This is a genomic window from Candidatus Neomarinimicrobiota bacterium, assembly GCA_041154365.1.
In the GTDB taxonomy this organism is placed as follows: domain Bacteria; phylum Fidelibacterota; class Fidelibacteria; order Fidelibacterales; family Fidelibacteraceae; genus Fidelibacter; species Fidelibacter multiformis.
The window spans coordinates 968,603-990,680 of the sequence record AP035449.1 but is presented as its reverse complement, the minus strand read 5'-3'; the positions used below and the strand labels follow the sequence as shown (position 1 = coordinate 990,680).

Here is a 22,078-nt window from a genome sequence, read left to right as displayed (position 1 = left end):
CCTTTTTTCATAAGATGAATCCATGATTTAGTTCGTCAAATAACACACAAAACCAAACTAATAATTCACAACTCAAACTTATTACTCTCCCCTCTTAATTCTCAACTCTTTTACCCGTTTTCGCCTGTCAGTCGTGCTACTGCCAACAGGTGAGCCTGAATAAGATTGCGTTCTGATATTTTAAGGGCGGTTTCTTCCATTTTAATAATTTGCTGAACATCCCGAATCACTCTTAGAACATCCACCGGAACTTCTGTCTGCCGGGTGGTCGCGGTACGGAGCATTCGGACGGCCTCCAGCAGGAGTATTTTCAGGCGATCATCCTCCGGTGAGGATGGCAGGCGCAATACCTGCCGAAAGAGATTGCCCACAGAATTGTCAGTCTGCCCATCCATAGCTACATCAGGGGATATCCCTGCCAAGGTATTCAAAGCAGCCGCCAATTCATTAAAACTTTTAATCTTTTCCAGAACACTGTCTGAAACAATATCCCACACAGCCTTCCGATGAAATTCGATGATACCCGGTTTTTCCAACTCCGACAAAACAGCTTGTAGCCAGTTATCGGAGGGAATATGGTGAATCGATAAAAGAAATACTTCTGTATCCCGGTTCATAAAATCGGATTGCATTAAAACGGCCAGTTCGGGATGAAGCGCAGATAAAATATCCGGATCCACTCCGTTTTCAGTTAAAATATCCTGTACAGGAAGTCCCAATTGTCTTAACACTTCTCCCTGAAGAAAAGGAATCATCTCGCGGATAAGCTGATGGTCTTCTTCAAGGGCGGCAAAAGCTGAATTCCCCGGTGGAAAAGCCAGGGCTGCTTCCTTTACAATTTTCAGGTCAGGATCCTGATAAAGGCGGAGGGTTTTCAGAATATCCAGGCAGGGCAAACGGGATAAGATTCTGTCCTTCAGGATTGTCTCGCCTTCTCCTTTCCATTCCGGATCCTCCATAAACTGCCGAAAAGCCCGAAAAAGTCCGGTTGACAGTTGATTCACCCCGATCATCACCGTTTGGCTGCGTTGATGACCGATAGCCCGGAGCATGCTGCCGCTTTCTGCCATGGGAATAATTTGTGCCAAACGCTGTAAAAGTTCCTGTCTTTCCTGTCCACTCACAGGTCGTATCGTCGGCCGGTCACGAAGCGTGGGGACAATTCTCGAGAGAAAATAGCTGACCAGGTGAAGGCCTGTCAGGTCTTCATGCCGTCCATAAAGAATCTGCCGGAAATTTTGTGTGTGAATATCAATAAAACGATCCATCGCCGTATCGGGGCTCAAGCCGTAAAGGGATTCAATCATTTGCCTCCGTTGCATTACAGACCGGTTTCGGGTTCCCTGAAAAGTATCATTCATCCGGCGGACCTGATCGGCATGGTCTTTTGACGAAACTGACAGGTGATGGAGGAGAGCCGTTCTGTCTTCAAGGCTTAAAAAACGGATGCATTCACTTACGGTACTTTGAAAGGTCCGGAATTCCCATCCCTGCCAGATACCTCTCAGGGGAAAGCGGGCTGATGAGAGTTGCAGCTTCAAAGGTCCATCCGGCAATTCCTTCAGCCCTTCCGATACTGTTACCGGTTTACCCGCCAGGGGATCATAATACCCCCCCTGGCGTTGCATGGGCTCACCACTGCCCAATTTCACCCGCACGTCAGCGGCCAGTCCCCGGGTTGCCAGCCACTCTTTGATATCCACCCGTGCATGCTGATATAACTCCTGACTCCCAGCCTGACCCACCTGTTGACTTAAATCCGAACCGGCGATAAAAAATTCACATACCATTTCTTTAAATCGATCCTGCTCACTCTGATCTACCCGCCGTGTCCGGGCGGCATAAGACCAAAGCTCATCCAGATATTGGCGAATACTTTTCACCCGGTCCATCTCTTCAAAGAGGGGAATGATCCATACCGGGGGAACCGGTTGTCTACCTGAACGGCTGATCGTTTCCCGGTGTTGTATAAACTTCCGGTCCAGATTGACAAAAGCCTTTGGAGTATCACTCATGCTTACCTGAAGGGCAGGCACCATCCGAGGATGCCCGGTTTGTTGTGCCAGCATATTAATCTCACAGATATTATAGATAGTTGTATCTATGGCAAACTGATCTCTATCCATAATCTGCTTCTGATGAATCCGGGGTGTCAGGGCAACCCGTTTGACCGCGCTTTTGAATGCCACGAATGGTAGAGAAAGGGTGGGGTCATCCAGTCTGCCGGCCATCCGGGGAATAAAATCGTGGATTGTTTTCCGGAGCTGTTTGTTCAGCAAAAAATAGTACTCCAGCCAGAAGCGTCGTTCTTCCCGGAGTTTTTGCATTTGCCGTTCCAGTTTATCATTGTGTTGCCAGATTTTCCGCACCGGGTCCCCTGAAAGCCCTACCTTTCCCAGCACTTTTCGGAACGCGGACGGATTGACCAGATCATAGGGCATAAGGGATTGATAACGTTCTGCCAGCTCTACCGTCAAATCGGTAATCCGGTTTAAAAGTTTCCAGAAATTGCGGGTTGTTTCCTCCAGTTTCTGGACTTTTTTCCAGAGGTCTTCCGGTGGAATATAGGACGGATCAATTTTTCGGGCATGTTTCAGAAGTCCGGCCATTCGCTGAACATCATATAGAAGGACTGCTGCAGCCAGGCGGTGTCCTTGTCCGCTGGGACGTGAACTTCCATCCCAGTCGCTCCAGAAGGAAAGGAGAACCGGATTTTTCACACCATGAAACATTTCTGCCCGGGCTTCAGCATCCTGCCAGGCTCTGACATCCAGGACCAGCTCATCTGCTTCCTGAGACGAGGAGATGGCCACATTTTCACCTAAAAATTCATGCACCAGCGAGCGTGCCAGGCGCATTTTCAGTTCATGGGTCACAACATTCCCCCGGCAAATCAAATCGATGATGCTGCGAAAATCCTGCTCAACCGGCAGGGCATGAATTTGCGTAGGATGAACAGTCCGGTCAAATAAACGGTGTTTAAACCGTTCCGCCCGTTCTTCATCCAATTCTTTATAAAATTCGTCCTGCAGCATTTTCCGCAGGGATTGGGTTTTTTGAGAACGGATCCAGAGTGCCCGGGCTTCATTCAAAGCGCAGGCATCCAGAAACTGTTGGGTAAACGTCTTCATCCGTTCATTTAAAAATGGTTTTAATCCGGAAGGGCCATCCAGGGGAAGATTCCGTTTCAGGACACGGTTCATCCCGTTTTCAACAGCAAACCTGAAAATGTCCCGACAGACAGATTCCCATTGAGGCCTGAAAGTGTCAAAGGACGGTTCCCGCAATGTTGCCGGGGGTAAATTCACCCGACGTACCGATGCGGCTTTGATTTGGATGATCCGGTTCAAATCTATCAACATCCGGCGGGTTTTAAACTGCAGATCTTCAGCGGAATCTTTGCCTCCCAGGGAGAGCCTGAAACTTTTGCAGGCAGCTATATATCCAAGAGATGTGCGGGCAAAAGCCGTTAAGGGGATCAGACCAATCCCCTGATTGGCCAGTTCCGTTGCCAACAGGTCAATAGAGACACCTGGTGGCAAATCTTTGATTTCAAGCCGGGGATACATGGCCCCTTCCGGTCTGTGAATGATGATATGCTGCCTGTTCCGATATGCCGGCAGCTCCTTCTGAGCCTGCTCCAAGGCCGTCATCCGCTCGTTCAGAATTCTGTTTCTCAGTCTTCGGGATTCATCCAGTCGGGAAAAAGGATTTTTATAGAAAAGAAGCCCGATTAACAAAGCTGTGGGATTGGGGTGGATTTTTTGATTCACGGCCTGAAAACGTTCGCGGATTTTGGGATGAGGAAGATGGGCTACAGCCAGGCGGGCTCCGGCCAGACAGTCTGTTTTGGATAGAGAGTGAATGGTAAAAATAAGATCGGGTGCCTCATCGGCGATAATACCCTGTTCCCGGAGTTTTAAAGCCCGCTGGCGGATGGAAGGTTCAGGCCTAAAATGGTTGGAAGGAGCAAGCCCATAATACGATAAATCATCAATAATCCGGATATGGCGGATAGCTAACTCTCGGATCAGAAAATCCAGGGTCTCCCCTTTCCATACCAATCCTGTGGCATTGTGTGGTGTATTCACAACCACCGCCCCTTTATCACGCCAGGACGGATCCCGGCGCAAACAGGCATCGACTGTATTCAAAATGCCGGTAACATCGGGACGTAGATCGGGCAAAGGGGGAATAGTCCGGCAGCGAGGAAAAGCATGCTCATAATTCCAGCTCATATCCGAAATAATCACGTCCTCAATCCCACTGTGTTGTCCAAGGATAGCCAGGGCAGTCCGTGCCGATCCGCTGACAACGCAACACTCCTGCTGCCGGTAAAAGGGGTAAGAACGGAGAAAAGCCGCCAGAAATGAAAGCTCCAGGTCGTGGATTTTATGCGGTTGCCGGCTCAGATTGACATAGAAGTCCAAAAGCTCTGTTCGACTCATCGATATAAGAGGATCCTTCAGCGAATGGCGCTTCACAAGGGGGGATTCCCCCAGGATGCGGTCTGTGCTTTGACGGGTCCTTTCCCAAAAGGATTTCAACCGTGTATTTTCTGGAAATTGTCTTTGACCCACGCCTGTTTGAAGATCCGGATCCGGGTTTAATTCTGTTTCGCCGGTCAAAAAAGCTTCCAGGGTACAAATTTCCGCTGCAGAAGGTGTACCCTTCAATTCGAAATGGAGGGTTTCCATTTGTTGCAGGTAGCTGCTGTTCCCAAGGACAGTCACGACGGGAATAAAGGCAAGACGTGGATCAAAAAGAACCGGACTCAGAAAGCGGATAACATGATCCCGGAGTCCAGCTTCCCGTGCCAGTGAAAGGTGATTAGGGGCATCATTCATTTCCACAAACATGACCGGGAAATCAAGGGCTATCTGACGATATAGTTTCCGTTCACTTTCAGACAGATGATGTCCGATGATAAAAAAGACGGGGGATTTATCCCTTGAAAAAAGGTCTTGAGGTTTTTCCGGTAAAGTAACAAAACGGAGCCGCTCATAATCGGAGGCAATGAGAGATAAATCTGTCCCGATGGCAAGGATCCGGGCTGTTGGGGATTCAAGAGAGGTGTTCAGAACCCGAAGGAAGACCCGGAGTGTTTCAAAATGTCCACCGGAACTAAAAATTATTTCCCGAGGGTCACCATTTTCACCCACATGGTATTCAAGTCCCTCCCGTTCTGTATTCAGCAAATGGTCATGAATGATCCGGACCAGTTCGGGGATATCATGACTCCGGTATCCTCCCCGGGGGGCATAGGGAATACTGGCTGATGTCGCTTTTACAATCAAGGGCCATAGAGGATGTTCACCGGGATTTTCATCTCCCGCAAGGAGAGCCAGTGTTTTTCCTTCCAGTCGGATATCCTGGACCGGATTTCCAATGTGAAAACTCACCCGGCGGACATCGGAAACACCTGCACCGGATGTCAGTTCGCTGATTTCAGAAATCCGGGCTACCCGCAAGGGATTCAGCCGGGGGATATGTGATTGCGTATCAGGCATGAAACCGTCAGGATTCCTTTGTTTCGCTCTTTTGTAACCGTTTCAGCACATCTTGCAGTAGTTCCTGAATAAATCCGACAGCAGAACCATCTTGTCCCTGAAGATTGACAACCGTCCGGGCATTCCTCAACTGTTGGGAAGATTCGGCAAGCTGTGCCAGTTGTGGTGAAAGCAGAATCATCTCAGGATGGGATTTCAACAGTTCCATCTCCCGGCTTTCAGTTTCTATCTGCATAAGCCGGCGTTTTTGTTCTTCCCGGACTCTTGCTTCTGCCAGGGCTGCTTCCCGGGCTTGTTCCTTTCCTAAAAGTTCCAGTTTTTTCAAGCGGAGAGAATGCTCCCGGTCTGCAATTTCCGTATCTGCTTCAATGCGGGCTTTTTCCGCTGAGACCCGGGCTTGTTGACTGGCCTTTTCTGTCTCTTCCAAAATACGGTCCGCCTCACGCCGTTGCATGGCTTCCGTTATCCGCTTATCCAGGGGTTCAATACTCTGAATATGCAGATTGTCCAGCTCCAATCCCAGAAGAAGAGCCATTTCGGAAACCTGTTTTGTCAATTGCTTTTTAAGAATTTCCGGTTCAAGGACGTCAATATCTTTCTGTTCTGCAAACTCCCGAATCAGGGCATGGGTGCGCCGCTCCAGTTCCCGGGTGGCATGAACCACCACATCCGAGGACCATCCTCCGGCCCGGACCAGTGCATGTAAATGATTTCTCGAGGGTGCCACAGCCAGATCCATCACGACCCGGACTCCCAGCTTCCCACGGGCTTCCGTATCTACCTGGGATTGTACGGCATACACATTCCCTGGAAGAGCCAGGGATGTATGCCGGGGATACCAGCGCTTCTTGTTTTCCTCAACAACCCCCTTCCGCTCCCGCAAAACAATCTGATCCGGCCGGCGGTAACGGTACTCGATCAGCCATACAAGGACAAGTATGACGATGAGTGCTGCAAGTGTAATCCAAAATTCCATGTGAACACCTCTTTTTCCTGTCTGTTTCTATAATGCAAATATGACGATTTTATGATTTATAAGCAACCTGGGAATATGTCTTTTGATATTTTTTTAATATTTTACATCTGTTTACGATTTGACGTTTATTCTACGCTTTTCCCGGATTTTAGTTTTTCTTCAGCTTTTTCCTGAGGGATTCGCTGACAAACCATAAAATAATATCAGAAATTTCCTGATATACTTCTTTTTGTGACCGGTTTTGCTGATTTTGGATTTTCAGGGAGTGATCTGCACCGGGAATCAGGAGAAGATGTCCCCGGGGATTCAGTTTACCCATGAGAAGTTCCACCTTCCGCCGGGGTGCATAGCGGTCTTCACTTCCCTGAACAAAAAGCATGGGAACGGATTGCTTTAAAAAAGGTTCAGGACTGACAGGCCAGCGGAGAAAACCTTTTCGGATTTCAAGGGGTGCCCCGAGAAATATCTTTCCCGTATCCTGATGATCCGGTAAAGAGGCTGAAACCAGGGCACTGAGGGATTTCCCACCGGTAAAATAATAGGAATTTTCAGGGATAAAAGATTCTGTCTGAATACGTTCCAATACCTTCTGATAAAAAGGGACCCATTTGGAAGCATGGGGGAGTCCTTTCCACCGTTTATGGGCAAAGGGGTAATTAAACCGGGCTACCAAAAGTCCTTCTTCCGGCAGTTTTTGTGCCAGATACTGTAATAAATCATCCTCCATATCATGGTAGTACCCATGTCCCAACACCAAAACCACATCCGATTCCCGCTCCGGACGGTCAATACGAATCAAAATTTCATCTCTGCCATATTGCAGAGTCATTTCCTCATATCGTGTTTTCGCCATACAACATCCTTTTTCCTATACCATAATATAAGAGAATGAGTGATGAGTTGAGAGTGTAGAGTAGTGGCAGGCGTGCCCTGCCACTACTACTGAACCTTGTTACACATCCAATTCATCATTCATCATTCAATTTATCATTCATCATTCAATTCATCATTCATCATTCAATTCATCATTCATCATTCATCATTCATAATTCTTTTCCTCTCTCTTTCAAATCATCGTAATTTTAACGCCTTAAAGAGAGACGAGTCATGTGGTGGAATGAGGACGATTCATTTGAAGATGAGGGGAGCAACATCCCTTCGACCCGAAACATTTTTAAAAAGGTATATCCATTTATCCGGCCATACCGGACTATTTTTATCGGGGCCTTTTTTCTGGCATTAACCGGTGTGTTTCTCATACTTCTTCAACCCCGCATCCTCATGTACATCGTAGATAAAGCCATCCCATCCGACAGCTATCGGCCGGTCCGCAATGGTGCTCTCCTCTATTTGGGCACCATGGTTTTATCCGCCATTGTCGGTTTTTTTTCCTCCTGGCTCCTGCAATTAGCCGGTGTCCGGGCAATCAGTGACATCAAAATCAAGCTTTTTGACCATTTAATGACCCTTGGACTCCCTTACCTGGAAAAATATCCTGTAGGCAAGCTGGTTAGTCGGATTGAATCCGATGCCCAGCGTCTTATTTCCCTGACATCCACCATGATGCAACGGGTTCTCATGGCGGCTGGAATGCTTGTGGGTGCCATGGTCATGTTGCTCATTGTGGATTACCGGCTTTTTTTGATTGTTGCAGCGGTATTGCCGGTGGTCATCACCGGGACATATTTTCTGTTTAAATATCTACGGCCGTTTTTCCGTGAGGAACGTGCCCGTTATGCCACCATCAGTGGAATTGTGGCAGAATTTCTGAAATCGGTATCCATACTCCAGATTTTCAACCGGAAACACTGGGCTGCCCGGCGGCTGGAAAAAGAGAATGAATCCTACCGGCGCTTTGCGGCAAAAATAGCCTATGTAGAATACGGCATCTTCCGGGGACTCGCCTTTATGGAAGTCCTGGTAACTATGGCCGTGTTGATTTTTGGATCCAAATGGATCAGTGCCGGCACCATGACAATCGGGACCCTGATTCTCTTTTCACAATACATTGCTCAAATTTACTGGCCAATTATCATGCTGAGCGAACAACTAGGGGAAATTCAACGGGCAGGCGGTGCTGCAGACCGCATTTTCAACACACTTGAAATGAAACCGGTCCTCCCTGATGTACCGGATCCTCTCCCCTTTCCTGATGAAATCCGCCGGATTGAGTTCAAAAACGTGTCTTATGGTTATGAACAGGATAAACCGGTCCTGAAAAATATTTCGTTCGACGTTCATGCCGGCCAGTCTGTAGCCATTGTAGGTCCAACCGGCGGCGGAAAAACAACGATCCTCAGTCTCTTGTGCCGCTTCAGAGATCCGGATGAGGGGGCTGTTTATATCAACGGGACAGATATCCGGCGCTTTGCCGTACAGGATTTGCGGCATCATTTCGGTCTGGTGCTTCAGGATCTTTACCTTTTCCCGGCTTCCGTGAAGGAAAATCTCATGGCTTTCCGTGAGGATATCCCCGAAGATCAGATTCACCATGCCATACAGGTAAGCCGCATCGATTCCGTCCTTTTTCAACGGGGAATTTCCATCCATGACAATCTGGCTGAAGGGGGAAAAGATCTTTCTTACGGACAACGGCAACTTCTGGCTGTGGCACGGGCCCTTACCGTGAACCCTTCCATCCTTATTCTGGATGAAGCAACTTCCTCTGTGGATCCCGGAACCGAACAAAAAATCCAACACGCCATCAATACCCTCATCGAAGAGCGGACAAGTTTCATTGTAGCCCATCGTCTGTCCACCATCCGGCATTGCGATATCATCCTTTTTATCCGGGATGGCAAAATTATGGAGATGGGTAATCATGACGAACTGATGATGAAAGAAGGATTTTATTATGACCTGATCATGAAACAACGGGAGGGTGTGGCATGAAACACGTCCTCCGATGGTTCCTCCCCTTTTGGAAACTCCGGCGCAAAGGCATGGGCATCCTCCTGCTGATTACGACCCTCGCCATCGCCGCCAAAACAGTTTATCCCTATATTTTTAAATTTGTGATCGATCACCTAACCCGGGATATCCACTACGACAATATTCTCACCTGGGTATGGATTATACTCGGTGTGGGGCTTGTCCGTGAAATCACCCAATGGCTGCTTCCTGCCACGCGTTATTTCATGAATATGGGCATTGGTATGGATATCCGTCTGAATTATTTCCATGAAATCATGAATAAGGATTACTCCTTTTTTGCCCGGCACCGGACCGGAGATCTGACAACCCGGCTCACAGATGATATTGACGGAGATTTGAAAATCGCCTGGTATGCCGCTTCAGGAATTCTCCGGCCGGTGGAAGCTTTTCTCACCCTGGGATTCAGTATCGCCCTTATGCTTTCCCTGAACTGGCGGCTGACTCTGATCGCCGTGGCACCCCTGCCTGTTATCATCTGGGTTATTGCCAAAACAGAACATATTCAGCAACGGGCATACAGCCTTCGCCAGAAACGGACCAGCGAAACCGTGGATGTATTGGAATCTGCCTTCTCAGGCATCCGGATTGTGGTGGGATATGTGGCAGAAAAAGCCCAGGGGAAAATTTTCCGACGTGTGATGAAAGAACGGGTCAGCGCAGAGGAAAAGGTGGTTTTAATCCGTTCCTTTCTGGAAAGCCTGGGAGCCATGATCAATCAGGTGGGACTTGTGATTATTCTTTTTGTGGGAGGTTATTTCGTTCAGCAGGGGCGCATGAGTCTGGGCGAATTCTACGCCTTTGTGGCCTATCTGTCAGGCATGACCGAAACGATCTGGACCATCAGCTGGTTTTTTGTATCTACGAAAATGGTAGAGGCTTCTATCTCCCGGCTGGAAAATTTAGAACAATTTTCCGATGCAGAATACGGTCAAAGCAGGCCCAAGAAATTGCCCCCCTCCATTTCAATCCATGAAGCCTCGTTCACTTTTCCGGACAGCCGGGAACCCATCCTTCAGGATATATCCTTCACCATTCAACCCGGAGAAATCGCGGCTGTGACCGGCTCGGTAGGTTGCGGCAAAACAACGCTGCTGAATTTGGCAATAGGTATTTATCCTTCCACCACCGGGGATGTACACCTGGGAGATATCCCCCCCCGTCACATGGAACGGGAAGTGCTGGCAAACCTTATCGGATATGTCCCACAGGAAGTCGTCCTCTTTACCGGAAGCGTTCGTGAAAACATCCTGATGGGCCGTGATTTGGATGAAACCGCCGTATTGAAAGCCCTGAAACTGGCAGCTGCAGATACCGAATTTACACTGGATACAATCCTGCAGCAGGGTGGTGTGGGACTCTCAGGTGGTCAAAAAGCCCGGGTTGCCCTGGCAAGGGCACTTGTCCATAACCCGAAGATTCTGATTATGGACGATATCACATCCGCTCTGGATGCCAAAACCGAAGGAATTTTGTGGCAACGGCTCCGAGAGGATTCCATCAATCGTGCGGTGCTGGTCACCACACACAGGGAAGCCACCGCAAAACAGGCAGACAAAATTATCTGGCTTGATCAGGGAAAAATTCGGGATATCTGCTCCCATGTGGAACTGCTTGAAGAATACTCCGAATATCGCCATCTCTTTGCCAAACCCTGACAGGATTTGTACATTCCGGTGAATAAACATCAATGATCTGAAAAGGCAATACCCCATGATTACCTCCTGGTTTACCTGGGAAAAACTGTGCCATGTGATGAATGCCCGCCTGAAAGGTGAGGTGTTTGAAACATGTTATTCCCATGTAAAAAGTGAACTTGTCATTCAAAATAACAATCCCCGGAAGGATTCCATCCGGATTCACCTGGATCAGTCTCTCCCCTTTCTTTTTCTCCAGCCCATTCAACCGCCGGGGCAAAAAGTCCCTATTTTTTCAGATTTCAAACCGGCCGAATTTGTGGAAGCTGAGATCGCCGGTACAGACAGGGACATCCGCATGAATTTTACAGAGGATCAGGCTATCATCCTGCGTATCCGGCCTCCAAAAAATAATGTCTATTTTATATCCCCTTCCAGTATGGATACATTTAAAAAATCAACGGATCAGACCATTTATTTTGATGCCACACCTGTATCATTTCAGTCTCTTTCAGACGATCCACGCCTGAACGAGCGATGGAAAAAACGATTCCATGATTTATTTCCGGATCTCTCCTGGCCTGATCTTCAGCAGGAAATTTCCCGGGCCAATGGTCAGGTGCTGGGCGGTCGTTTTATCCTGCTTCCACTTCTCCGGGAAGAATTTAATCCCCATCGTTTTTACGACAATTACCGGGATTACATCACCGGCAGGTTAAAAGAGCTCCATTTCAAACCAGAAAAAAACCGGATCATAACGGCACTATCTTCACGTGCAGAAAAAGTTTCCTATAGAATCCGGCAACTTTCCAAAACAGAAGAACAGGCAGATCTTATTGAACGCTACCGGATTTATGGGGACATCCTAATGACCATGCTCAGTACGCTGCAGCCGGGACAGGAAGAAGCTGAGATTCCCATAGAACTCCGCCCACGGGACTATCCGGAAACCATCCCGCTGAAACCGGATTTATCCCCACAAGCCAACGCACAGCGCTATTACAACAGAGCCCGAAAACTTGAACGGGCCCGGCAGGAATCCCGGGATACAGAATCGGTACTGAAAAAAGAATACGATGAATTGAAAGCAAAGATCACCGAACTGGAAGCCATTGAGACATTACATGATCTCAGAAAGTGGTTGAAAAAAAATAAAGACCTGATAGGACGCCTGAACCGGATGGAAAATCCCCAAAAATCAGATATAACCCGTCTGCCATACCGGGAATTTTTCTATCAATCCTGGCGTATCTGGGTCGGCAAATCAGCCAGGGATAATGACGATATGACCTTCCATCTCTCCCATAAAAATGATTTATGGCTCCATACAAGAAATTCCACAGGATCCCATGTTATTATTCGTCGTGAGGGGAAGGCCCATATCCCGGGACATTTGATTGAATATGCTGCATCCCTTGCGGCACGATTCAGCGAAGAGAAACACGCATCGCTGGTTCCGGTAGTGTGCACTGAGCGAAAGCATGTCGTCAAGCGAAAGGGATTTCCTCCGGGCAAAGCTCATTATAGCCTGGAAAAAACCATCCTTATCAAACCGGCAGAAATCGAATGAATACTTTCAAGCTGACCATCCGGGAACAAGGTCAGGATAAGACTCTGACTGTGCAGGAGGGAATACAAATATCCCGGGCACTCCAGGATCATGGAATACCATTGGACACCCCCTGTGGAGGATACGGAAGTTGTGGAAAATGCCGGGTCCGATATCTGTCCTCCCCCCCGTTACCAACCCCGGCAGAGAAAAAAAATATCCCGCAGGAATTCCTGGATCATGGAATTCGCCTGGCGTGTCAGCATCACATGACAGAAGATATATGGATTAAAATCGAAGAGATAGTCAATAAAAAGGGACTGCACATCTTATCTGACGGGATTGAACTGGAAAGCAGATTGAATCCAGACTTACCGGGGGGGATATGTATCAAAAATCCTTTGGGGCTGGCCGTGGACATCGGAACAACCACTCTTGTCGTCACCCTGCATGATCTGAAGAGCGGTATACGCCTGGGAATCCAAAGCCGGACCAATCCCCAGGACAAGTACGGGACAGATATCATCAGCCGGGCAAACGCCGCAACAGAATCGGTTGAAAATGCCAAAACACTTCAGAAAGTAATCATCAAAGCAATAAACAATCTGATCCAGGATCTGACAAATCAGCCACAGGATATTGTTCATGTCGTAATGGCCGGAAATACGGTCATGACGCATCTTTTTCTGGGTTTATCCATGGATTCACTGGTCACAGCGCCTTATATCGCTCCGGTCACAAACATGCAAATTCTGAAAGGTGCTTTTAGTGGACTTTCAATGCACCCCCAGGGAAAAATCACTGTATTACCCGGAATCGGCAGTTTTATCGGGGGTGATATTGCAGCAGATTTGCTAATTTGCCGGGAAATCCTGCCGCAGAATGCCACATATCTTCTGATGGATTTGGGAACCAATTGTGAAATTGTGTTAAAGACACTGGAATTTTCCGTGGCGGCATCTGCACCGGCGGGTCCTGTGATGGAAGGTGCAGGAATTACCTGTGGCATGCAGGCAGAGCCAGGGGCGGTAAGTGACTTATTTTTTAATGGGAATGGCCGGTTTCAGGCAGTGACAATTGATAATCAGGCTGTCCGTGGAATTTGCGGAAGTGGATTGATTCACAGTATTCACACCCTGTGGAAACAAAAGCTCATTACAGATGATGGCCGGTTTGTGGAAAAAATTCCCCAAAAAGGTTTCAGGATTGATAAAAATGTGTATCTGTCCCCCCAGGATATCCGGGCCTATCAAATGGCAAAGGGAGCCATAGCCGCCACACGGAAAATGCTTTTAAAGGATGCCGGATTATCACCTCAAGATTTGGATTTCCTGGTTCTTGCCGGAGGATTCGGGCACTATATCCGTCCCGATGCCGGTATGGAGACCGGTATTTTTCCCTGCCTTCCGGAAGATGCTTTTAAGTATCTTGGGAATGGAAGTCTGGCCGGGTGCGAACTGATTTTAAAAAATAAGGAATATATTCCTGCTATCCGGCAATTAGCGAAAGAGACAAATCATTCCGAACTGGCGGGAAGGCCGGATTTTCAGGAAATGTATGTGAGGAATATGGGAGTGACGAGTAACGAGTAGCGAGTGACGAGTAGCGAGTAGCGAGTAGCGAGTGACAGCAACGCAGCTTTATCAGAAGTTAGAGGTTGGAAGCTGGAAGTAGGGACAGGCCGCGGCCTGTCTAAAGTTAGCGTCGCTGCGCTCCTGATAGTTGGTTCAGGGGTTCAAGGGCTCATGGGCTCATGGGCTCATGGGTTCAATAGCCGCTACGCGGCTTTCAAACGCTGCTATGCAGCGTTCAAGCACCTCACTGCGTTCGGTGTTCAATTCCAGATATGCGGATTTGAATGGGTGACCTCTTTTTTGAACACTGCGTAGCAGTGCTGGAATGCTGAGTGCAGCGAAGCCATTGAACGGCACGAAGTGCCACTTGAATTCATAATTGCCGCTACGCGGCTTTCAAACGCTGCTATGCAGCGTTCAAGCACCTCACTGCGTTCGGTGTTCAATTCCAGATATGCGGATTTGAATGGGTGACCTCTTTTTTGAACACTGTGAAGCAGTGCTGGAATGCTGAGCGCAGCGAAGCCATTGAACGGCACGAAGTGCCGCTTGAATTTTTGATCGCCGAAGGCGTTTGAATACTGAACACGGCGAAGTGTCAATCCCCCAATCCAATCAATCCCCTGTGAAATACGCTGCGCTCATTTCATGGGGCAGGCAATCAAATCAATCTAATCAATCTAGTCAATCAACTATTTGACTTTCGACTTTCCACTTTCGACTAACGACTGCCGACTGCCAACTGACGACTGTCGACTGCCGACTAAAAAATTACGTAAAGATAATTTCCGCACCGGCAGATTTTTCATAAAAGGTCGCGACATTGATAATGTCATTCACCTGAGGCACAAAATCATCTTTGGTCAGGTGAAACATATCCACCGTGGCCTTACAGGCATAGAGTTCGGCTCCGGCATCGGAAAGCATTTCAATGAATTCACTCACCGGGGGAATATCCAGTTTCTCCATCTCTTTTTTCATTTTATGGGTGGCAAAGGCAGACATCCCGGGAATAATTCCCAGCAAAGAGGGCATGTGCATGGCCGGATTTCCAACCGTCGCCACCTTGATTTTATCTGCCTTCTTCTTCATAATGGCTTCCAGACCAAAAAATGTAAAAAAGACGGTGGCATCAATACCTTCCATCCGGGCACCATTGGCCATGATAAGTCCGGGATAAACCCCTTCCAAAGACCCTTTGGATATGACGATGGACACTTTTTTTATCTTTGATTCAGACATGATAACTCCTTTTCCTTAAACACAACCCTGGGGTTTTGGCAATCCAGAAATTTTCGCGGCTTTTTTAGCAGGACCTTCAGGGAACAGGCGATACAGATCCCTGGTAGAAATTCCACCGACTTTGTTCAAACGGCGTATGGTAGGTACCGTGCCATTTTCCTGGTAATCCTTCCGCATGAAACGAATGACGTTAAAATGCTCCTCAGTCAACTCAATGCCGAGCTCTTTGGCTATAGCTTTGGCAACGTCTTCATTCCACTGGTTTGGATCGGTCATAAACCCTTCTGCATCCACATCTACAGATACATTTCCTATCTTTTTTTCAGTCATGATCTGACTCCTTTATTTTTGATTGGTTGATTGATTGATTGATTGAGAACCAAGGATTTTTAGCACGGAAAGCAGGACATAGAGTGTCCGTTTTACTTCCGGCTGATTCAATTCCCGTAACACACGAAAGAGAGATATTTTCTCAGGAGCTTCCAAGCCTCCGGAAGTGTATGCCATCAGGGTTTTATCAGCCATACCCTCCCCCTCTTTCAGCAATTTGAAGACCCCTTTCTTTTCCAATTCATCCATCTTTTCCAGGGCGGCATCAAACATATCCTTGGTTAAAGGCATGACATCGTTGACAAAATCATTGACACTTTCCAGCCGTTCAAACAATCCAATGAGGGTCCTGGTGTTGCGGAGAAGTTTTTTGATGAGAAAAAGCAAATCCTCATAAGAAAAGTAAGCTGATACATCATCCAGCTCCTGAACGGCTGTCTGGAAAAGATCAGAGACGACAGGAGTCAGATCCTCCTTCAATTCACGAAGTTCTTCCTGTTTTCGCCGGGTTATCATTACCTGTTCTGTCAGGAAATCCAGCTTTTCATGGATTTTTTCCAGTTCTTTACTCATAATATCCTCTTTCATCTGATCTTACCTGCCATATTCATCTGGGCTTCAATAGGCATTTCACCGCCTTTGATGAGGATATTCCAATAGACCCATCGAAACATCATTTTTCCCCAATGATTCATCTTTGTCTCTTCCAGGAGGGAAAAGGGTCCGATACCCGGAAGGGGATATTTCCCCGGCAGGGGTTCCACATCGTAATTAAAATCGATGAGCATGCCCTTACCGAAGCCTGATTCAATAAAACAGTTGGCGTGACCATCGAAATCTTCCTTCAGCGGGAGTCCGTCAATGGCCCGCAACAGATTTTCCTGGAGGATTTCCGCCTGAAAATGGGCTACGGATCCTGCTTTGGAGCTGGGAAGATTGGTGGCATCCCCGATTACAAAAACATTCTCCCACTTTTTGGATTGAAGTGTTTTCGGGTGTGTAGGAACAAAATTCAGTTCATCCCCCATCCCGGAGCGTTCAATCACCGGATCCCCCATATTGGTGGGAATGGTGACCAGCAAATCATAATCCACTTCTTTTTCATCCCAGGAACGGATTTTATTGGCTTTCGAATCTACTGACCCTGTGCTAAACTCCGGCACAAGATTGATGTTTTTTTTCTGGAGAAAATCTCCCAAAATCTGAGCAGCACGTGGTTTTGTAAAAGCACCGGGAAGGGGTGTGACAAAAGTCAGATCCACCTTATCTCTGATTCCCTTCTCTGTAAACCACCAATCCGCCAGAAATAGAAATTCCAAAGGAGCAACGGGACACTTAATCGGCATTTCCGTAATATTCAGCACCAGTTTTCCTCCCTGCCAAAACTTGAGGAATTTCTGCAGATGACAGGCACCTTCCAGGGTGTAGAAATCGAAAATATTTTTATACCACCCGTCACCTTTGAGTCCTTCTGTTTCATCGGGATTCATCTGGGTTCCGGTGGCAATAATCAGAAAATCATAACTTAACACCTGCCCGTTTTGAAGTTTCACCCGGTTTTGTTCCGGTTCGATGACCTCAATATCTGACATAATCAGATCCACATCTGAGGGGATAAAATCCCGTTTTGGCTTGATTACATCATTCCTTTTGTAAATATTGAAAGGGATAAATAAGAGCCCAGGCTGATAATAATGTTCTTCCACCTTGTCTACGAGGGTGATTTTCCACTCTTCCTTATCCAGCTGTTTCACCAACTTATTGGCCATCATCGTTCCTGCTGTTCCGGCACCCAAAATCAACAATTTTTTCATGGATTGACCCGCTTTTTTTTATGTTATGAGTTATCATATTCCTTAAGCGGACATGTGATTCACATGACATGAAACAGTTACGATTGAAAGAATTTTATAATAAAAGAGGGTAAATTTTGGGAAAAAACGATATTTAATTATGAACACATGTTATTTACTTCGTTCCGAAAATCCGGTCCCCTGCATCTCCAAGTCCGGGAATGATATAACCATCCTCATTCAAATGGTCATCCAGGGCGGCGGCATAGATTGTCACGCCGGGAAAATGCTCATCCATATATTGAACTCCTTCCGGTGCAGCTACCATGCACAAGGCTTTGATATTGGAGCAGCCTTCTTCTGCCAGCATTTCGCATACCTTGGCCATGGAGTGTCCGGTTGCCAGCATGGGGTCGATGATTAAGGCATCCCGAATTTGAATATCATTATTGAACTTTTTGTAATATTCCACCGGATAGAGGGTTTCTTCATTGCGATAGAGTCCAACCACATTCACCCGGGCAGAGGGAATAAGGGCCAACACACCATCCAGCATCCCCAGTCCGGCCCGAAGAATGGGTACCACGGATATTTTCTTACCTGAGATGCGTTCTGCCTGGGCTTTCCCCTGCCAGGTCATCACACTCCGGGGTTCCAGAATCAGATCCCGGGTCGCTTCATAGGTCAGGAGAATCGTAATTTCCTGGGTTAGTTGCCGGAAATGAGAGATACTTGTATCCACCCGTCGTAAAAGTCCCAGTTTATGTTTAATCAGTGGATGATCTACAACCTGAAAACCCATAATTTTCCTCAATTTTTTTGAATGATACTCATTTTATGGCACGAAGTCATGATTTCTTTTGGGCACATGCTGTTTTTTTAACAGGTGGAGCCACGATCAACACAAATTCTCCTTTGACGGGATGATCCTGAAACCAGGACTGAGCTTCACTTACTGTACCCCTGAATAAAGTTTCATGAATCTTCGTCAGTTCCCGGCCAACCAGCAGATCCCGCTCCCCGCAATAGACCTGTAGTTCTTCCAATAACTTGAGTATTCGGTGAGTGGATTCAAAAAGGACCGTCACATGGGCACGTTCTGCCATCTGTTTTAATCGGGTCTGACGCCCTTTTTTATGGGGGAGGAATCCTTCAAAAGTGTACATATCCACGGGGAAATGGCATACACTTAAGAGGGTCGTTACGGCAGAGGGACCTGGAATGGGGATAACGGGGATACCGGCTTTTACAGCTTCACGGACCAGTCCATTACCCGGATCACTGATCACAGGTGTACCGGCATCGGAAACCAGGGCCACCATGTGTCCTTCCTGTAGTAATTTCAAAATGCCCGGGATACTGTTTTTTTCATTATGCTGATGATGGGAAATAATTTTCTGAGGTGTAATCCCATATTTATCCAAAAGAATGCGAGTCACACGGGTATCTTCACAGGCAACCACATCCGCCCGTTTTAACGTTTCCACCGCACGGAAGGTGATATCTTCAAGATTTCCGATCGGTGTGGCCACCATGTAGAGTTTTCCGTGTGACATCATTCAGTTCCAGGTGAATATACAATATCCTGCATAAAAGAAAAAAGGCCGTCCGTAGAAAGACGACCTTTTTCGGGGTAGGGGGTGTAAGTATAATCAATCAGGTAAGCTTTTTCAAGGAAAGTCTGATTTTTTCTATACCATGGAGGATTTCATCCTGGCTTACATTCAGGTGGGGACGGAAGCGAACCGATTTTTCGCCACATCCCAACATCAGGACCTTTTCCTTTTCCAGTTCACCCAGAAACGCATTTCGTGTTTTCTCATCTTTCAGGTCGAAAGCACACATGAGTCCTTTTCCCCGGGCATTGGATACGAGTCCCGGAAAATCTCCAACAATCTTCTCCAGTTCACCCAGTAAAAAAGCACCCTGAATCCGTGCATTTTCCACCAGGTTTTCCTCTTCAATGATCCGGAGGATATAACCGAAACGGACCATATCCACCAGATTACCGCCCCAGGTTGAATTGATCCGGCTGGATTCGGCAAAGACATTATTTTTCACCTCATCGATTCGCGTACCGGCCAGAATCCCACACACCTGGCTTTTCTTTCCAAAACTGATAATATCCGGTTTTACACCGTAGTGTTCATAGGCCCAGAACTTTCCCGTGAGTCCCACACCGGTCTGGACTTCATCAAAAATCAGGAGGATTTCATGATCGTCGCAAATTTTGCGGAGTTCACGGATAAATTCCGGCCGGAAGTGATTATCGCCGCCTTCTCCCTGAACGGGTTCCAGAATCAGAGCGGCAATTTCATCGGGATACTTCTCAATGGCCTGGTTTATTTGTTTCAGTGAATCAGATTCTGCTTTTTTTACCTTTTGCAGGTTTTCATTATTCAAGGGGAAAATCATTTTGGGGTTTAAAACCCGGGGCCAGTCGAATTTTGGAAAATACTGGGTTTTCCGGGGATCGTGTGTATTGGTCATGGACAGGGTGTATCCGGTCCGTCCGTGAAAACACTGTTGAAAATGGATCACCTTGTACCCTTTGGGTTCCTTGTATCCTTTTTCAAAATTTTTCCGGACCTTCCAGTCAAACGCAGTTTTTAAGGCATTCTCCACTGCCAAGCCGCCACCTTCAATAAAGAAAGCATGGGGGAGTTCTTTGGGAATGCCAATCCGGCTGAAAATTTCCAGAAAATCCGCCAATTCTTCTGAGTAGACATCAGAATTCGTCGGTTTGTGAATCGCCAGTCTGCCCAATTCTTCTTGCTTAGCCACGAGTTTAGGATGATTAAATCCCACAGCCATGGAGGCAAACATGGAAAAGAAATCCAGGTAACGATCGCCGTTTCGTTTATCCACCATCCAGGAACCCTGGGATTTTTCCAGATCGATCACCGGTTCCATACCGTCAGCCAGCATATGGCGAGCCAATACCTTCCGTACATCTTTTGCCTGAACCATTCAGTCCTCTCTTTCTCCGTTTATCAGGTGTTAAATTTCAAATTTGATTCCCTGTGCCAGGGGTAATTCAGTCCCATAGTTAATGGTATTCGTCTGTCTGCGCATATAGAGTTTCCAGGCGTCAGAACCTGATTCCCGGCCACCGCCTGTTTCTTTTTCGCCACCAAATGCTCCGCCGATTTCAGCCCCGGAGGTGCCGATATTCACATTGGCAATACCGCAATCCGACCCCCAGGCACTGAGAAAAGTCTCTGCTTCCCGCAGATTGTTGGTGAAAATAGCAGATGAGAGTCCCTGTACCACATCATTCTGAATATCAATAGCTTCCTGAACATCACCGGAATACTTAATCAGGTACAGAATGGGTGCAAAGGTCTCTTCCTGGACGATGGGATAGGAATTTTCGACCTCCATGATTGCAGGGACCACATAGCAGCCCGATTCATATCCGGGTCCTTCCAGAACATCCCCTCCGTAGACCAGGGTACCGCCCTCTTTTTTCACTTCTTCAATGGCATCGGTGAACATTTTCACTGCTCCCTTGTCAATCAGGGGTCCCACATGATTATCTGTATCCAGAGGAGTTCCGATTTTCAAGGATTTGTAGGCTTTCACCAGTGATTCTTTCACTTTATCGAAGACCGATTCATGAATTATGAGGCGGCGGGTTGTAGTACAACGCTGCCCGGCGGTCCCAACGGCTCCAAAAACAATGGCCGGAATCGCCATTTTCAAATCTGCATCGGGTGTGATAATGATGGCATTATTACCACCCAGTTCACAAATGATTTTACCAAAACGCCGGGCGATCACTTCATTGGCATGGCGACCTACAGCCGTTGAGCCGGTGATTGAAACCAGGGAGACCCGTTTATCGTTGAGCATCCGTTCACCTACAGTCCGGCCACGACCGATCACCAGATTGAAAATCCCTTCCGGCAGGTCATTTTCTTTCAAAACCTCAGCTACAATATTCTGAATGGCTACAGCGGTCAAAGGGACTTTGGAGGATGGTTTCCACACATTCACATCACCGCAGACAGCGGCAATCATGGCATTCCAGGCCCACACAGCGACCGGAAAATTGAAAGCCGTGACAATACCCACAATGCCCAGGGGATGGTATTGGTCATACATCCGGTGATTGGGCCGTTCGGACTGCATGGTAAATCCATACAATTGCCGGGATTGTCCTACGGCAAAATCACAAATGTCAATCATCTCCTGGACCTCCCCCCAGCCTTCCTGGAGAGATTTTCCCATTTCATAGGACACCAGGCGTCCCAGGGGATCTTTGTACTCCCGGAGCCTCAGCCCGATCTGCCGGACAATCTCACCCCGTTGGGGTGCCGGAGTTTTTCGCCAGATTTTAAATGCTTCCGACGCTTTTACAATTGTTTTTTCATAATCCTCTTCCGAACACTGATACACACTGGCAATATGTTTGCCGTCGGCGGGGGACACGATATCCAGCAGTCCCTCATCTGTTCGTTTCAGCCATTCCTGTCCGGTTGAACAGCCGAAATTTTTGTCTTTGACTCCCAGTTGCTTTAGAAATTCCATATA

Annotated in this window: 16 protein-coding genes; 4 read left to right on the top strand and 12 right to left on the bottom strand. The window is 47.4% G+C overall.

What is annotated here, in order from left to right; all coding sequences use genetic code 11:
- Positions 1-110: 110 nt before the first annotated feature.
- The 3 genes from strainIA91_RS04305 to strainIA91_RS04295 form a co-directional block, all read right to left on the bottom strand.
- Positions 111-5,510, bottom strand: coding sequence for an aminotransferase class I/II-fold pyridoxal phosphate-dependent enzyme (locus strainIA91_RS04305; RefSeq protein ID WP_400167902.1), 5,400 nt, complete (start codon positions 5,508-5,510; stop codon positions 111-113).
- Positions 5,511-5,517: 7 nt separating this feature from the next.
- Positions 5,518-6,486 (bottom strand): hypothetical protein, encoded by a 969-nt coding sequence (locus strainIA91_RS04300; RefSeq protein ID WP_400167901.1) that lies wholly within the window; start codon positions 6,484-6,486, stop codon positions 5,518-5,520.
- Positions 6,487-6,634: 148 nt separating this feature from the next.
- Positions 6,635-7,339: an alpha/beta family hydrolase gene (locus strainIA91_RS04295; RefSeq protein ID WP_400167900.1), complete on the bottom strand. Its 705-nt coding sequence runs from the start codon at positions 7,337-7,339 to the stop codon at positions 6,635-6,637.
- Positions 7,340-7,593: 254 nt separating this feature from the next.
- Between strainIA91_RS04295 and strainIA91_RS04290 the strand changes: the two genes are divergently transcribed.
- The 4 genes from strainIA91_RS04290 to strainIA91_RS04275 are packed head-to-tail and all read left to right on the top strand — an operon-like array spanning position 7,594 to position 14,195.
- On the top strand, positions 7,594-9,378 hold the full coding sequence (locus strainIA91_RS04290) for an ABC transporter ATP-binding protein (RefSeq protein ID WP_400167899.1): 1,785 nt from the start codon (positions 7,594-7,596) through the stop codon (positions 9,376-9,378).
- The gene (locus strainIA91_RS04285; protein WP_400167898.1) at positions 9,375-11,075 is read left to right on the top strand and encodes an ABC transporter ATP-binding protein; all 1,701 of its coding nucleotides are present in this window, start codon (positions 9,375-9,377) and stop codon (positions 11,073-11,075) included. Before strainIA91_RS04290 ends, strainIA91_RS04285 begins: the two co-directional genes overlap by 4 nt.
- Positions 11,076-11,130: 55 nt before the next feature.
- On the top strand, positions 11,131-12,624 hold the full coding sequence (locus strainIA91_RS04280; protein ID WP_400167897.1) for an NFACT RNA binding domain-containing protein: 1,494 nt from the start codon (positions 11,131-11,133) through the stop codon (positions 12,622-12,624).
- Positions 12,621-14,195: an ASKHA domain-containing protein gene (locus strainIA91_RS04275; protein WP_400167896.1), complete on the top strand. Its 1,575-nt coding sequence runs from the start codon at positions 12,621-12,623 to the stop codon at positions 14,193-14,195. The genes strainIA91_RS04280 and strainIA91_RS04275 overlap by 4 nt, the downstream gene beginning before the upstream one ends.
- Before the next feature lie 242 nt (positions 14,196-14,437).
- Here the strand turns inward: strainIA91_RS04275 and strainIA91_RS04270 are convergent, their stop codons facing one another.
- The 9 genes from strainIA91_RS04270 to strainIA91_RS04230 form a co-directional block, all read right to left on the bottom strand.
- Entirely contained in the window at positions 14,438-14,779 is a 342-nt protein-coding gene (locus strainIA91_RS04270) for a hypothetical protein (protein ID WP_400167895.1), read from the bottom strand.
- Between the two features lie 169 nt (positions 14,780-14,948).
- Positions 14,949-15,419 carry a DsrE/DsrF/DrsH-like family protein gene (locus strainIA91_RS04265; protein ID WP_400167894.1) on the bottom strand — a complete coding sequence of 157 codons (471 nt, stop codon included), beginning with the start codon at positions 15,417-15,419 and terminating at the stop codon, positions 14,949-14,951.
- Between the two features lie 15 nt (positions 15,420-15,434).
- Positions 15,435-15,749: a TusE/DsrC/DsvC family sulfur relay protein gene (locus strainIA91_RS04260; RefSeq protein WP_400167893.1), complete on the bottom strand. Its 315-nt coding sequence runs from the start codon at positions 15,747-15,749 to the stop codon at positions 15,435-15,437.
- Between the two features lie 12 nt (positions 15,750-15,761).
- Positions 15,762-16,322, bottom strand: coding sequence for a DUF1641 domain-containing protein (locus tag strainIA91_RS04255; protein WP_400167892.1), 561 nt, complete (start codon positions 16,320-16,322; stop codon positions 15,762-15,764).
- Between the two features lie 11 nt (positions 16,323-16,333).
- Positions 16,334-17,563, bottom strand: a complete 1,230-nt coding sequence (locus strainIA91_RS04250) for an NAD(P)/FAD-dependent oxidoreductase (protein ID WP_400167891.1) — start codon at positions 17,561-17,563, stop codon at positions 16,334-16,336.
- Positions 17,564-17,717: 154 nt separating this feature from the next.
- Positions 17,718-18,344 carry a uracil phosphoribosyltransferase gene (upp, locus tag strainIA91_RS04245; RefSeq protein ID WP_400167890.1) on the bottom strand — a complete coding sequence of 209 codons (627 nt, stop codon included), beginning with the start codon at positions 18,342-18,344 and terminating at the stop codon, positions 17,718-17,720.
- Positions 18,345-18,390: 46 nt separating this feature from the next.
- Positions 18,391-19,101: a 16S rRNA (cytidine(1402)-2'-O)-methyltransferase gene (rsmI, locus tag strainIA91_RS04240; RefSeq protein ID WP_400167889.1), complete on the bottom strand. Its 711-nt coding sequence runs from the start codon at positions 19,099-19,101 to the stop codon at positions 18,391-18,393.
- A gap of 97 nt (positions 19,102-19,198) precedes the next feature.
- On the bottom strand, positions 19,199-20,512 hold the full coding sequence (gene lat / locus strainIA91_RS04235; protein WP_400167888.1) for an L-lysine 6-transaminase: 1,314 nt from the start codon (positions 20,510-20,512) through the stop codon (positions 19,199-19,201).
- A 30-nt stretch (positions 20,513-20,542) separates the two neighbouring features.
- Positions 20,543-22,075, bottom strand: a complete 1,533-nt coding sequence (locus strainIA91_RS04230) for an aldehyde dehydrogenase family protein (protein ID WP_400167886.1) — start codon at positions 22,073-22,075, stop codon at positions 20,543-20,545.
- Positions 22,076-22,078 lie beyond the last annotated feature (3 nt).